A 14,995-nucleotide genomic window follows, 5' to 3' on the forward strand; every position below is an offset into this window, starting at 1 on the left:
TTTTTATATTTTTATAGATTCCTTCACATAAACATGAAAGAGAAGCAGCTGCTTATTTTATATTTTATTAAAAGAAAAGGAGTGTCTTCTATGAAAAGAGCTGTGCTCATTGATTCTATCTATTCTATCTCCAACTCGATTCTGCGCTTTTTATATATTCATCTATTATGGATGGTATTTTCTTTGCTGGGTCTAGTAATATTCGGTGTCTTCCCTGCCACTGTCAGCTTGTTTGCAGTGACACGGAAATGGCTCCTTGGCGAAACAGACATGCCGATTTTTGCGACTTTTTTGTCTGTTTTTAAGCAGGAATTTATGAAAAGCAATCTGCTAGGTATGCTGCTCAGCTTTGGCGGACTTGTTCTATATGCTGATTTACTAGCGCTTCAGCATACGTCCATTCCTTTCTTGCAGTATCTCTATTTTCCAGTGTTATTTATCGCTTTACTGTATGCCTGCAGCATTCTCCATTTCTTCTCTATTTATGTTCATTACGAGCTGAAAGGACTTCATATCATTAAAAATGCGCTGCTGTTCACCTTGGCGATGCCGCTAGCAGGATTAAAGCTGGTCGGCGGACTCCTTGTCATCGTCTATCTGTTTATTACCTTTCCAGGAAGCATTATTCTCTTTGGCGCAAGTGTGCCGGCATTTTATATGATGTGGATCAGCTTAAAAACATTTACTCAATATGAACAAAAACGGGCAGGCAAATAACAAGCCTGCTTACTATTTAGAAAGAAGGTAATATCGATGATACATATAAAAGATCTCCGGTCTGGCTTAAATATTTACAAAGCGTTAAGCTCTGAAATCCGCCTTGAAATCTTAACCCTTTTGCAAAGAAATCAAAGTTTAAATTTAAACGACATCGCCCAAAAACTCCAGCTCTCGAACGGAGCGGTAACAATGCATATAAAAAAGCTTGAGGAAAGCGGGCTGATTGACATAACAACTGCAGGGGGCAAGCATGGAATCCAGAAAATCTGTTATTTAAATGAAGATATCCTCACAATCGAGCTGCAGGACAAGGGGGTGGAGAACTTTTACGAATACGAAATAAAGGTCGGTCATTACTGTGATTATGCCGCAGATCCAACCTGCGGCCTTGCGACAAAGGACAGCATTATCGGCGAGTTTGACAACCCCCGCTACTTTGCCGACCCTGACCATATTCATGCCGAAATCGTCTGGCTGAAGAAAGGCTATCTAGAATACCGAATTCCTAACTATTTAAAGAAAAATCAACAGTTCAAAGAAATCCAATTCATTTTTGAAATCAGCTCAGAAGCACCCTTCTATAATAATGACTGGCCTTCTGATATCTTCTTTTCTTTAAATAATGTTGAGCTGGGCTATTGGAATTCACCAGGAGATTTCGGCGGAACGAAAGGCGCCTGCACCCCAAGCTGGTGGCCGCCTCACTTGAATCAGTATGGGCTGTTAAAGCTCTTGCGCATCAATAAAAGCGGTACATTTATTGATGGCTGCCGCATTTCTGATGTAACCATTGAGGATGTCGGTTTGCAAGACCATCCTGACATCAAGTTGAAGTTTGCTGTCACAGATGAAGGCACAGTTGGCGGCCTGACTCTTTACGGCAGAAGCTTTGGGAATTATGAACAGGATATCACGGCGCGGATTCTTTATGAGGAAGTATTGCCGGAGTGATGGGGGCGGGGTTTTCTGCCCGCTTTTATTATTCTTTGACGCTTTCGATTCTTGATTTGTATTTATCGCCCCAGTCCTTCATTTGGGTGATAATTGGCTCTAATGTTCTGCCAAACTCTGTCATGGAATATTCCACTCTTGGAGGAACCTCTGGAAAAACCTCACGGTGAATAATTCCATCTTTTTCAAGCTCGCTTAGCTGGAGGGATAAGATTCTCTGAGTAATTCCCGGCATCAGGCGCCGCAATTCATTAAATCGTTTTTTATCTTCTAGGAGGTAATAAAGAATTACTCCCTTCCACTTTCCCCCTATCACATCAAGAGTTGATTCGACAGGACATCCTTCTGGACATCCATACCCGCTTTTTCTGTTTCGCATAAAAGCTCACCTCACAGTTAGTAACATTAATGATACTATACAACATAAATGTGCCTTCTTACATTATTTTGATTATCATCCTATAATTTCAATTAACAAAGATTAAAGGAGTTGTCATTAGTATGAAAGCTGTTGGACTATTAAAATATTTGCCTATTGAGGATGAAGAAAGTTTGTTTGATGTAGAGCTGCCGAAGCCTCGTGCAACAGGAAGGGATTTGCTTGTTAAGGTCAAGGCTGTATCGATAAATCCTGTTGATGTAAAGGTGCGCTCCCCAAAATCAAAAACAGAAGAACAGCCAAAGATTCTTGGCTGGGACGCAAGTGGCGTGGTCGTTGAAACAGGAGAAGATTGTCACGATTTCCAAGTCGGTGATGAAGTCTATTATTCCGGTAGCCTTATCCGTCCAGGAACTTACAGCGAATTCCATTTAGTGGATGAAAGGATTGTCGGCAAAAAACCGCACACATTAACTTTTGCCGAATCGGCAGCATTGCCGCTTACCTCGATTACAGCATGGGAAGCTTTATTCGACAGATTAGCCATTGAAGCTAGTGACAAGGCAAACAACAAACAAAAGACCATTTTAATAATCGGCGGAGCTGGCGGAGTTGGTTCTATCGCGATTCAGCTTGCTAAATGGGCCGGTCTTACTGTCATTGCCACCGCCTCTCGTCAAAGTACAAGCGATTGGGTCAAAGAACTGGGAGCAGACTTTGTTATGAACCATCATCATTCCTTTCAGGAACAATTGAAACAGCATGGCATGGAAAATGTTGATTTCATTCTATGCTTGTATAATACCGACCAGCATTGGCTAGCCATGGCAGATGCCATTAAACCACAAGGAATGATTTGTTCCAATGTAGAAAATGCCCAGCCTCTTGATTTAAATGTGTTAAAAAATAAAAGTGCTACATTTGTTTGGGAGTTTATGTTCACACGATCTATGTATGAAACAGAAGATATGGAGAAACAGCAACAGCTTTTAAACCAATTGAGTGAGCTAATTGATATAGGTGTTATTAAAACAACATTAAAGAAGACATTGTCTCCTATTCATGCTGAAAATATTAGGAAGGCACATGCTTTAGTCGAGTCTGGAAAAACAATAGGAAAAATAGTGTTAGAGGACTTTGCATAATCACTCATAAAAGCAAAAACCCGAGCTCTACTAGAGCTTGGGTTTTAAGCATTTACGATGCTAATTTATTCTTATTATAAATATCAAAAGCAACCGCAATCAGCAGCACAAGTCCTTTAATGGCCTGCTGCCAGTCGATCCCAAGGCCGATGATGGACATACCATTATTCATTACACCCATAACAAGACCGCCGACAATGGCCCCGCCGACTGTGCCGATTCCGCCATATGCGGACGCACCGCCGATGAAGCAGGCTGCGATTGCATCCAGCTCGAACAGGTTCCCGGCTTTTGGTGTTGCAGCGTTAAGCCTTGCTGCGAAAATCAAGCCAGACAGTGCAGCAAGAACACCCATATTCACAAACACCCAGAAAGTAGCTTTCTTTGTTTTGATTCCAGAAAGACTTGCAGCCTTTTCGTTGCCGCCGATCGCATAAATATGTCTGCCCATTACAGTTTTCTTCATCACAAAGCTGTAGATAGCAACTAAAGCAATCAGGATAATTAGAATCATTGGTATCCCTTCATATGTTGCTAACACATATGTGAACACATTAATCAGAACAATCACAGCGGCTATTTTCGTGATAAACAGTCCTTTTGAAGAAACTTCAAAATCATAACGAAGCTGTGTTCGGCGATTTCGTACTTCAAGCAGCAAATAAATAATTGAAAAGACAATGCCCGCGACGATTGTGAGCATATGCAAGGTGCTGCCGCCAAAAATATCAGGAATAAAGCCTGAGCTGATATCCTGGAAAGACTGTGGATATGGCGCAACTGACTTGCCTTTAAGGACAAGCATCGTCAAGCCTCTGAACAGAAGCATCCCTGCAAGTGTGACGATAAAGGCGGGAATCTTGACATATGCAACCCAGAAGCCTTGCCATGCACCGATTACTGCGCCTACTAATAAGGAAAGAATAACGGCCAAAAAGACGGGCATATCATGGTTGATAATTAATATTCCAGAAATGGCGCCAACAAAGGCAGCAACAGAACCGACTGACAAATCGATATGGCCTGTAATAATAACAAGGACCATCCCAATTGCAAGGACGAGAATATAGCTGTTCTGCAAAATCAGATTGGTGATATTCAGCGGCCGCAGCAGAATTCCCTCTGTTAAAACTTGAAACAATATCATAATAAGCACTAATGCGGTAAACATTCCATATTGGCGTAAATTACTCTGAATCAGTGATAACACAGAGCCTTTATTTCGATAATCTTCCAACGGTGTATTCACCTTAATTCCCCCTTCCCTACTATAGGAAAATATCAGCTTGTGATATATTTCATGATGCTTTCCTGTGTCGCTTCCGCTGCTTCTAGCTCTCCCTTTATCCTGCCTTCGTTCATCACATAAATTCTGTCACACATTCCTAACAGCTCTGGCATCTCCGAGGAAATAAGAAGAATGCCTTTGCCTTCTTCGGCAAGCTGGTTAATGATTGTATAAATCTCATATTTCGCGCCAACATCAATCCCTCTTGTCGGTTCGTCGAGGATGAGGATATCTGGCTCTGCATAAATCCACTTGCTTAACACAACCTTCTGCTGATTGCCGCCACTTAAATTCCCTGTCTTTTGCAGAATCGACGGTGTTTTAATATTCATCTTCCTTCGATAGTTTTCCGCTTCTTTCACTTCCACTTGCTCATTCACAACCGTGAATTTTGAAAGCTTTTTTAAGTTAGGCAGCGATATATTTTGTTTAATATCTTCTATTAAAATAAGTCCATAATTCTTTCGATCTTCTGTCACGTAAGCCAGTCCATTCTCAATAGCTTCTGGAACATTTTTGAGAGTGATTTCTTTGCCATCCTTATAAAGCTGGCCAGAGATTTTCGTGCCGAACGACCTGCCGAAAATGCTCATTGCAAATTCGGTCCTTCCAGAGCCCATTACCCCAGCAATCCCGACGATTTCACCTTTTTTAATATGCATATTAATCTTGTCGATGACTTTCCTGTCACTTTGCAGCACTTCCCAATCCTTCACCTCAAGAATAGTTTCGCCAATCTTCGGCGTTCTGTCTGGATAGCGGTTCGTCAGCTCCCTGCCGACCATGCCTTTAATGATTCTGTCCTCTGAAACTTCCTCCCATTTCAATGTCTCAATTGTCCTTCCATCCCTGATGATAGTAATGCTGTCAGCAACCTTTGAGACTTCGTTCAATTTATGGGAAATCATGATGCTCGTCATACCTTCTTTCTTAAAGGAAAGCAGCAGCTGCAGCAAATTTTCGCTTTCTTCTTCATTTAGCGCCGCTGTAGGTTCGTCCAAAATCAACAGCTTAACATCCTTCGACAGAGCTTTAGCAATCTCCACAAGCTGCTGCTTGCCGACACCAATTTGTGATATGAGTGTATTCGGATTTTCAGACAGGCCGACCTTCTTCAATAGCTCTCTTGCTTTTACTACGGTCTCATTCCAATTGATAACACCAGCTTTCGCCTGTTCATTTCCTAAGAAAATATTTTCTGCAATCGACAGCTCTGGTATCAGCGCAAGCTCTTGGTGAATGATAACAATCCCTAAGCTTTCACTGCTCTTTATGTCTTTAAACATACAGACATCATCTTGAAAGAGAATATCTCCTGCATATGTGCCATGAGGATACACACCGCTCAGCACCTTCATGAGCGTTGATTTTCCCGCTCCATTTTCGCCGCATAATGCGTGAATCTCGCCTGCTTCAACCTTCAAGTTCACATCATCAAGCGCCTTGACGCCGGGAAATTCCTTCGTAATATTTCTCATTTCGAGAATACTCCCCATGCTGTCCTCCCCCTTTTTTACTTTCGGCAGTTCCCCTTTAATGAAGAGGAACTGCCGAAATAATTTTAGTTGTTCAATTCAGACTCATCATAATAGCCGCTGTCGATAACAATTTCTTGATAGTTTTCCTTATCAACTGACACTGGCTCTAATAGATAAGCAGGAACAACCTTAACGCCATTATCATATGTTTCTGTATCATTGACTTCCGCTTCTTCACCATTCAAAACAGCCTCTGACATTTCAACTGCTTTCTTCGCTAACTCTCTCGTATCCTTAAAGACGGTTTGTGTTTGCTCGCCTGCAATGATGGACTTAACAGACGCCAATTCTGCATCCTGTCCAGTCACGACTGGCAGCGGCTTATCTGCTGTACCATAGCCGACACCTTTTAAGGACGCGATAATACCGATGCTGATCCCGTCATACGGAGACAAGACTGCATCCACATTTTCCTTCGTATAATGAGCACTCAACAAGTTATCCATCCGTGCTTGAGCTGTCGCTCCATCCCATCTTAATGTTGCACCTTGCTCAAACTTCGTCTGTCCGCTTTGAACAACAAGCTTGCCTGAATCAATATAAGGCTGTAAGATAGACATCGCCCCATCAAAGAAGAAATACGCATTATTATCATCAGGAGAACCGCCAAACAGCTCCACATTAAATGGGCCTTCGCCATCCTTCAAGCCAAGCTGCTCTTCTATATAGCTGCCTTGCAGCACACCAACCTGGAAGTTATCAAATGTAGCATAATAATCGACATACTCACTCTTTTTAATCAAACGGTCATAGGCAATTACTTTAATTTCCTGCTTATGCGCCTTTTCTAAAACATTTGTCAGCGCCTCGCCGTCAATTGCTGCAATAACAAGCACATTTACACCCTTTGTAATCATGTTTTCAATCTGGGAAACCTGGTTTTCCACAACATCCTCTGCATATTGAAGATCAACCTTATAGCCTTTCTTCTCAAACTCTTCCTTCATATACTTACCATCACTAATCCAGCGCTCAGATGATTTCGTAGGCATGCTGACACCAACAAAGCCCTTTTCATCCTCACCGCCTCCGCCGCCCCCCGAACAGGCAGCCAGCGCAAACAATAAAACAGCAGCTAAAATTACAGATAAAAGCTTCTTCATCCGTGAACCCCTTCCCATATGTCTATTTCTTGGGCCTTCTGTGCTTGGTGCCATACTTGTCTTTTTTAAAGACTCTCGCAAGCAAGTATACGCTTTCATTTGAATCTCTAAAAAAGGAGCTTATCTCTCCGACGAAAGCCCAATAATATTGCTATGTGCCACCATTTTGGAATATGCCAGTTTATTTTTTCCGGTGTGCGGGACAAGGAGTGGAAAAGTTGGATTGGAAATTGATAGTTTTAACAGCTGCAGAGTTACAGCTAATTCTATGGTTGATAATATTTACTTAAGGATGCTCATGATTTGAGACTTTCGATATTCATATGGAGGTGAATTTTCTGGATTTCAGAAACGGATGAAAGAGCAGTTTCAATTCTAAAATAAGCTGTTTCTTTTTTGAAATATTCCTGCTGTGAAATTGTATTAATATAATAGTGTATATAGAAATTCATATAAAAGGGCTCCTGATGACATAAAGATAAAAAAAGAGAGTTGGTCATGAAAATTGATTGTGTTTTGCTTATTGCTTTTCCACATCTGCCACCAATTCCTTACAGGAGAAAAAATGGAAGTTTAAGATAATAGATTATGTATAAACGCAAAAAAATAAGTTGAGCCTTATAAAGACAAATTTTTAGGAGTTTAAGAGACTTATAGAAATAGAGAATTAAAATTAGCAGTAAGAAAAGGGTGAATGAAATGAAGCTTAATTTTAATGAAAAAATGAAAGCTAGTACTATTAATTCACACGGAAAATTAGAACCGGATGTTCCTTTACCAGATTATATAAAAGTGACACATGCAGCTAAAATTTTGCAGTTACCTCCAGAAGTAATCAGAAAGTATTGTCACGAAGGGATACTGGAGGCTAAACGAAATAATCCTGGCAGCGGGATGTGGAGAATTAAAACAAAGCAACCGACTATCCTTAATGGTGAAAGCTGGGGAGAGTTTGTTGATTATTGCAGAAGGAAACAGGAGAAGTTTAGGGGGTAGTAGTTTTTATGCTGGCTTAAATTAACTGGAGTTTTAGTAAAATACAATAGACCTGATGCTGATTTTAGAAGCATGATAATACTATGAGCAGTAGCAATACTCCAATAGATTATGAATGCGTACAGTATTGCATTAAGAGGAAGAATAGCTATATGTCAGGAGCTTTATATTTTCAAACTGCTCAGCTGCTTCAAAAATGAAAAAACGACTGCTTCTATTTCACAGTCGCTTCCAACCTTTAAATATCAATTAGTCTTCGAATCTCCATTACTTTTCTATCATAGATAGAGACACTTTTTCCAATTCTTCTTTTGACAAGTCATGCGCGAGGACTATGACTTTGTACCCTTCTTCTGGGAAACTGACCCGCATACCATTCAACGGCCAATCCACTTTAGAGGGAACATAATCAAAATGATATCCATTTAAAGAATATGATTCCGATTTTTCGAAAAAACAGGCTTCCTTTGATTCCATATCAACTTTTTGACCAATTTTTATTTGTTGTATCCAAAAATCTGACTTTCCATTGCTATATTCTATTGAAAAAACTGGTTCTTCTTTTAAATTATCTAAATCGTAGTTTTCACCGACTTGTTTATAGCCTTCAGGTATAAATGTTGGGTGAATAAAATCGAAGCTTGCCAGCTGTTTGGCTTGTATTGGTATAATTTTATTTTCATAAGTTCGCATCGATGCTTGAATTTTGTCTAGTTTCTTTTCTTCTTCCTCATTAGGATACTCTCTATCTTCTTTTTCTACCTTAGTAAAAATCTCAGTCTGTTCTTTTAATAATTGAGTATATTGGTTAAACTCTTCTTCTGTTAAATTTTCTTTCGCTATCGCTAAGGTCTGCTCAAAGATGTCAATCTCTTCACTGCTCTCATTAGGATAAGCTTCTTCAAACTGTTCTTTGGAACCAAATAGTTGGTTGATTAATGTCTCTGCGGCATCGGCAATATATGTACCTCCGAAATTTATTGCTGTACCAATAATTATTATTGAAGCAGCAACAGCCATCATCCACATAGGATATTTTTTCTTTCGTTTAACCTCTAGCTTCTTTTGTTTACTTTGATCTAATTTCTCAAATGTTTCTCTTTTAAACTTCTCCATGTTCACCTTATGATTAAAGTGCATTTTTGCTGATCTTAACTCTTTTTCCTCCATATCCATCCTCCTTGATTTTCCTGCTTAATAATTGCCGACCACGAGCAAGTCTGGATTTTACTGTACCTATATTAAGATTTAAAATTTGAGAAATTTCCTGAATGGCCAGCTCTTCAAAATAAAAAAGCGTTATTGGTAGACTATAGTGCTTCGGTAGTTCATTGACGGCATTATGTATCTCTTCTTCCTTCACGCTTTGAAGATATACATCCTCACTGCTTTCCTGCTTTCTTTCAGGAATAAAATCCGATATAACCTCCCGTAAAGATTTTCTATAAGTACTCTTACATTCGTTAATAACAATTCGTGCAAGCCAAGAAAAAGGCTCTTCTTTATTCTTTAATTGATCCATCGAATGAAACGCCTTAATAAACGCTTCTTGTACTTGGTCTTCCGCCTTTAAATAATCTCTTACATATGTATAGGCAAGCCTAACGAGACGTTGCGCATATTTATCTATCCATACTTCCAATACTTCCTTCTTATCCAAGAGTTCCTCTCCTTATTGTTTTGTTCATTTTGTTTTTCAAGTGTAGGATGTATTTAATATCGAAAAGGTTCCACTTTTTTAAAAAAACATACCAGCAATTATTTCCCAGAAACTTTATTATAAGAAAACTAGGTTATTCTATCACTAATTCTCCACCTATGCGCTCCCTATTTTCTATGAAGGGATTACGATACTCTCAATGAACCTAAACATAGTTATGACTACGGAAACAGAAAAAAGAGCCTAAGTAAAAACATCGCTGTTCTACTTAAGCTCCTACTATTATTCTATTTACCGCTTCAACAACAACTCATTCCGAACCTTCTCCTCATTCTTCTCATACTTTTTATAATTAAGCATAATTACTGCTCCAACTATAAAGAAGATTGCCGGCAGCCATGTGAAGCAGAACTTAATTGCTGCAAGTGAGGAAGCTGTTTGAGTGGCGTTGGCTACATAGCCTGCTTTATCCATAATGATGGATGGAATAAAGCTTCCTAAGCCTGCTCCGATTTTGATACAGAAGGAGCTGCCGATTGCTGTTAGGAAGCCGCTGGCACGGATACCTGTTTTCCATTCGCCATAGTCAACTGTGTCAGACAGCATGGCAAACGGCAAGGTAACGGCGATTCCTGTTCCTAGTGAAGCAATAACCCAGCCAAAGATAATCATTGACGTACTTGCTCCTGCGAAGGCAATAATTATTTGACCGATTGCTGCTACAGCAAAGCCTAAGATTTGTGTGTGCGTTTTCAAAAATTTCTTGACGATAAATGGAATAATCGTGATTGAAATCATTTGGAAAACGACCAATCCATTTAGTATGGATGCTAAAGATTTTTGATCCAAATTGTACTGGGAGTAATAGATTAATGTCGATGTTCTTGATGTGTTGCCTAACCAATAAAAGATGAAGGCAAGCACTAATGTTATCCATGGCCAATTTCCTTTAACTGCTCTGAAGCTTTGGCGAATTGGGATGGATTTGATTGTTTTTGTATTGATTTCCTTTGTTCCTGCGAAGGCGAACAGCATTAAAGCAATTGCTATAACAGCGTAAATTCCAACCGTTACTTGGAAGCCTAGTTTATCGTTTCCGTTTCCAAAAAAGGCTACAAGCGGCAGAGTGAAGGACGCAGTAATTAAATAACCGATCATGCCGCCATTGCTTCTCCATGAATTTAAGCGCACACGCTCATTGGAGTTATTTGTTAAGTTCGGCAAAATTGCTGTAATTGGTGTGGCAATTCCTGTGTAGACAATCCCCATTAGAATATAGGTGATTAAAGCGTAAATTACCTTCGCATTTCCCGATAAGTCTGGAGCTAAAAATGTTAAAAAGAACATGACACCAAAAGGAACGGCCAGCCAGAGCCAATACGGGCGGTTCTTTCCGTGTTTTGTGTTCGTATGGTCGATGATTAATCCCCAGATAGGTGCATCTAATGCATCGAATATCCGGGCAACCAGCAATATTGTTCCTGTTGCTGCAATAGAAATCCCAAAGACATCGGTATAAAAATACATGATAAAACTAGTAAGCGTACAATAAAGCAAATTTCCGGCTGTATCTGTACTTGCATAAGCTAACACGCGTTTTAGGGGCATTTTTGAATTATTATCATCGATATTATTTTCTGGTAACTGTTTAGCTGTGCTGCTTTGTTCCATCTCACTCACTCCCTAGTCAGTAATTGTTCTTTCGCTTTGAACTGTCCATCTACTAACAAAACTTGCGGCATTAATCGGCCGTTTTCTGAAACGAAGTGTAAGTCTTTTTCATAAAAATAATATTCAGACGGGTATGGGGCATAGCTTGTGATTAACAGTCCATCCTCTGTATCTTCAATAGAACCATTCACAACAGCGATTTTACCGTCTTCCTCATATAAGAATGTCTTCTTGCCGAATCCGTCTAAATAGGCAACCAGCTCTTCCCCCATATCCCAATCCGCTGTCTCTTCTTCTTTTGTAAATAAGCGGGTAAATATACCGCCATCTCGGAAGAAGGTTGATTGACCAAAGCGATTGCGAGACAGGTCTGGCCTGTTTATATGAGGACCAGCAATGCTGTAAGTGGAAGCAGCCTCTCCAGTAGTTAGTTTCGTATCTGTTGCTTTTGCATTCGTGTCATAGCAGTAAAGAATCCCGATTGTTGCCCGGTATGCCGCTTTTAAGTAGCGGATATCCTGTAATTCCTCGTAAACTTTCAAGCAGGCAGCTGCTGTAACTCCTCCCCAAAGGGAATGAATCATATAAGATAATGCCTCCCACCAGCGGTCAGGGCTTTGGGCGCGGAAGTCATTAGAAAAGCCAATATTCGCAAGCACTAATTCTCCATATCGTTTTGCAGCGTTATGATGTTTTGTGCTTGCCAACGCTCCTGCAGCTGGTCCAAATCCGGCATTATCATAGAAATGCTCTGTGACGGCCGCTTTATATGTCGAGCTGTCTTTAGCTACAGTCTGTGCTATGTTAGACCATAGTGCGCTGATTTCTTCATATTTTTCTGTTAGTCCGCGATTTTTCAGCTCTGCCATTAATTCGTCAATGTATAAGAAAAACACCCCTAACATTTGCGCTTCTTCTTTTCCTCTTGGCGTATTGTGGAGATCAGGGTTTACTCTTAAAGAGAACACGTCGGCAGCCCAAGATAAATAGGTATCTGGCTCATTCAGCTGCAAAATATCTTGATCGAACTGGGAAAGAAGATAGAAAACATGGGCTATATATTCGAAATCCATGCAGCGATAGAAGTCGCCATAAAGGTAAACAGGCTTTGTAAACTCACCGTTTTCGAACCATTTTTCACGAATATAATGAACACAGCTTGCTTCTACTTGCTGTACTTCTTTCGCATTCACTTTACCAAGCAGGTTATTTTTCAATACTAAGCTTAATTTTCCTAATGACTCACCTTGATTAGATAGCGGCGAATAGCTGTAAGGATTTTCGCTGTCTGCTCCATTAAATAACACATCGCTAATATAGCGGGAGCGATTTTCAATGATGGTTTTGATTGGCTCCATTACATTTAAGATAATGCTGTCAAAAGACTGGTCATCTATTTCAATCGTAATTTTATGTTCGCCAGGTACAGTGAACAGCAGCTTCCCAGCGTATGTTTGTTTCATGCGTTTAATTTTACCGACAATATTTTCTTTCTTTCGGTTGCCATTCCGGTCCAAATACTCGATATAGGCATCTGTTAAATACTTGTTGTCAGGCAGCTGTACCGAAAAATAATAATATTTACCTGCTATCGCAAGGGGCTCAAAGTTAAAAACAGGATGGCCGTGCTGCTCTTGGCCAATTTGATAGAAGTCCTGCTGACTTTCAAATGATTGCAGCTTGTATTCCCATTCCTTCTCACTTAAGCCAGACAGCGCAAAGTCAGTTTTGTTGTATAACCAATCGGCATTCTCAAAACTATCTGGATATCCGCCTGCCAAGATTAATTGGTGAAAAAGCAGACCATCAAGAGATGGAGAAACGCTTTCAAAAAAGAGATTATTATACGCACAGTATGTTCCTACCGATAATGTTTGTCCTTTTGTTTGAAACATACCTAAATGCGGGGCTTCATTACTTCTGCGAATACATGCCAGCTTCGAATAATCGGCAGAGATAGAAGTAAATACAGCCGCAGAATGATTGGTTTGCTGATTAAGGTCATTCTTGCGGAACATCACGTAAGAAAAGGAAGACCAGATGGCAAAATCGGAAATATTCACTTCCTTCGCTTCCAGGTTTTTCATCGTTATATTCCAGACAAGATTGTCTTCAGCTTGCTTTAAATCGTACTTCATGATGACTTCTATCTGTTCAAAGGTGTATGTGACTAAAGCTTGGGCCGCTTCTCTTATAATTGTTGGGGCTGTATCTGCACTAGTAAGCTTCATACCGTCAACTGTCAGTGAAAAGCTCCCAAATAATTTATCTTTTTCTTCATATCCTGTTTGCGTAAGATAGTTTGAGTCAATGACCCAATTCATTTGATGTGTATCTTCTGTTAAAACTAAATTTGTTAAATTTCCACTCGGTGAAATTTCTAATGTAAAATGGTTATTCTCCATAAAAAATACCTCCTTTATTTAAAATACTGTGGTAATTTCCTATCCCGTAACGGTGTTTTTGAAGGTATAATAAGTTGAAAGCGCTAACTTTTAATATCGCCACTAAAATATAACAAAATAAATTGTCATTGAACATAAAGGATTCTAATCATTTTTTAAGATATTTCACTCGATTTACAAAATTTTTTTAGAGAAAGAGGTGAGTTGGATGGAAATAGTTTCAATCGCTGTACCGCCCTTTCCTATCTTTATTGAAGGCAATATAACGTTATATGAAAAAGGAACAAGCCATCCGGACAGAAGCGAATTGGAGTATTTTGATATTATTCTTGTGAAGAAAGGCCGGCTGTATTTAACGGAGAATAAGAAAGAATTTATAGTTAATAAGAATGAGATGCTGCTCTTACTGCCCTTCAAACACCATTTCTCCACCATTCCGACAGATGAGGAGACAGAGTTTTATTGGCTGCATTTCTATACAAACAGCTACTATACAGAAGAAATTCAACCTGTGAAGCTAGAATCAACGATTCCCATCCCAGCATTGCATTTTCATAATCACAGCTACACACTGCACCTGCAAAAACAATGCACTCTAGTTGATTATGAAGAAATTTATAAAAAAATAGACCAGCTGTTAGCGGCCACCACGAAGGAAAATAAAGATTTGTCTTTCTGGGATATTCAGATCAGCTTCTTCTCTCTTATCAATCTATTAGAATCGCAAGGCATGGCAAAGGACAGCGGCTACATCATCTCTGAAAAAGTTGCCCAATATATACGCGATCATTATCACAAACCAATTACGAACACGATTCTGGCAAAGGAATTTAATATTCATGAAAATACGATTGCAAAGTATATGAAAAGATTCTATAAAGTCACGGCACTGGAATACTTAAATACGTACCGCCTAGAGCAAGCCCGAATTCTGCTCCTTAAAACAGATTATCCAATTCAGTCTGTTGCAGAGCAGTGCGGCTTTAGCTATGGTCCTTATTTTTCCAGTGCTTTTAAAAAGACTTATGACATTTCGCCATTGAATTATCGGAAGAAGCATATGGGGAAAGAAAAATGATACCAAACTTTGTTTGGCTTTATTTCCCTTTGTTTTCATTTGTTGGCAGCTAGTATGCCTT

The 14,995-nt window shown here is 39.7% G+C and carries 14 protein-coding genes; 5 read left to right on the forward strand and 9 right to left on the reverse strand.

All coding sequences use genetic code 11. From position 1 onward, the window contains the following. Positions 1-90 precede the first annotated feature (90 nt). Together MKX82_RS18295 and MKX82_RS18300 are read left to right on the forward strand one after the other, a co-directional pair. Complete coding sequence (locus tag MKX82_RS18295) at positions 91-717, forward strand: YesL family protein (RefSeq protein ID WP_341078998.1); 627 nt, start codon at positions 91-93, stop codon at positions 715-717. A gap of 36 nt (positions 718-753) precedes the next feature. Then, the gene (locus MKX82_RS18300; protein ID WP_341079000.1) at positions 754-1,671 is read left to right on the forward strand and encodes an ArsR/SmtB family transcription factor; all 918 of its coding nucleotides are present in this window, start codon (positions 754-756) and stop codon (positions 1,669-1,671) included. A gap of 28 nt (positions 1,672-1,699) precedes the next feature. Here MKX82_RS18300 and MKX82_RS18305 read toward each other — a convergent pair whose 3' ends face one another. After that, entirely contained in the window at positions 1,700-2,050 is a 351-nt protein-coding gene (locus MKX82_RS18305) for a winged helix-turn-helix transcriptional regulator (protein WP_233315831.1), read from the reverse strand. A 122-nt stretch (positions 2,051-2,172) separates the two neighbouring features. Between MKX82_RS18305 and MKX82_RS18310 the strand changes: the two genes are divergently transcribed. Further along, positions 2,173-3,195, forward strand: coding sequence for a zinc-binding alcohol dehydrogenase family protein (locus MKX82_RS18310; RefSeq protein ID WP_341079002.1), 1,023 nt, complete (start codon positions 2,173-2,175; stop codon positions 3,193-3,195). A 52-nt stretch (positions 3,196-3,247) separates the two neighbouring features. On the opposite strand, the gene mmsB is transcribed toward MKX82_RS18310, so the two are convergent. The 4 genes from mmsB to MKX82_RS18330 form a co-directional block, all read right to left on the reverse strand. After that, the gene (mmsB, locus tag MKX82_RS18315) at positions 3,248-4,366 is read right to left on the reverse strand and encodes a multiple monosaccharide ABC transporter permease (protein WP_233316145.1); all 1,119 of its coding nucleotides are present in this window, start codon (positions 4,364-4,366) and stop codon (positions 3,248-3,250) included. A gap of 110 nt (positions 4,367-4,476) precedes the next feature. Beyond that, positions 4,477-5,979 (reverse strand): multiple monosaccharide ABC transporter ATP-binding protein, encoded by a 1,503-nt coding sequence (gene mmsA / locus MKX82_RS18320; protein WP_341079004.1) that lies wholly within the window; start codon positions 5,977-5,979, stop codon positions 4,477-4,479. A 65-nt stretch (positions 5,980-6,044) separates the two neighbouring features. After that, positions 6,045-7,124 carry a multiple monosaccharide ABC transporter substrate-binding protein gene (gene chvE, locus MKX82_RS18325; RefSeq protein WP_233315834.1) on the reverse strand — a complete coding sequence of 360 codons (1,080 nt, stop codon included), beginning with the start codon at positions 7,122-7,124 and terminating at the stop codon, positions 6,045-6,047. A gap of 296 nt (positions 7,125-7,420) precedes the next feature. Further along, entirely contained in the window at positions 7,421-7,576 is a 156-nt protein-coding gene (locus MKX82_RS18330; protein WP_341079005.1) for a hypothetical protein, read from the reverse strand. 271 nt (positions 7,577-7,847) lie between these two features. Here MKX82_RS18330 and MKX82_RS18335 point away from each other — a divergent pair, with 271 nt between their 5' ends. After that, a complete protein-coding gene (locus MKX82_RS18335) occupies positions 7,848-8,120 on the forward strand; it encodes a hypothetical protein (protein ID WP_341079007.1) in 273 nt (90 codons plus the stop codon). A 267-nt stretch (positions 8,121-8,387) separates the two neighbouring features. Here the strand turns inward: MKX82_RS18335 and MKX82_RS18340 are convergent, their stop codons facing one another. From MKX82_RS18340 to MKX82_RS18355, 4 genes are all read right to left on the reverse strand, one after another. Then, on the reverse strand, positions 8,388-9,290 hold the full coding sequence (locus tag MKX82_RS18340) for a hypothetical protein (RefSeq protein WP_341079008.1): 903 nt from the start codon (positions 9,288-9,290) through the stop codon (positions 8,388-8,390). After that, positions 9,250-9,780, reverse strand: coding sequence for an RNA polymerase sigma factor (locus MKX82_RS18345; protein WP_341079012.1), 531 nt, complete (start codon positions 9,778-9,780; stop codon positions 9,250-9,252). The genes MKX82_RS18340 and MKX82_RS18345 overlap by 41 nt, the downstream gene beginning before the upstream one ends. A gap of 291 nt (positions 9,781-10,071) precedes the next feature. Further along, positions 10,072-11,451: an MFS transporter gene (locus MKX82_RS18350; protein WP_237942022.1), complete on the reverse strand. Its 1,380-nt coding sequence runs from the start codon at positions 11,449-11,451 to the stop codon at positions 10,072-10,074. Between the two features lie 5 nt (positions 11,452-11,456). Further along, complete coding sequence (locus tag MKX82_RS18355) at positions 11,457-13,856, reverse strand: hypothetical protein (RefSeq protein WP_341079015.1); 2,400 nt, start codon at positions 13,854-13,856, stop codon at positions 11,457-11,459. 208 nt (positions 13,857-14,064) lie between these two features. Here MKX82_RS18355 and MKX82_RS18360 point away from each other — a divergent pair, with 208 nt between their 5' ends. Then, positions 14,065-14,934, forward strand: a complete 870-nt coding sequence (locus MKX82_RS18360) for an AraC family transcriptional regulator (protein ID WP_233315840.1) — start codon at positions 14,065-14,067, stop codon at positions 14,932-14,934. Positions 14,935-14,995: the final 61 nt, after the last annotated feature.

The organism is Niallia sp. FSL R7-0271 (assembly GCF_038005785.1).
Taxonomy (GTDB): domain Bacteria; phylum Bacillota; class Bacilli; order Bacillales; family Cytobacillaceae; genus Niallia.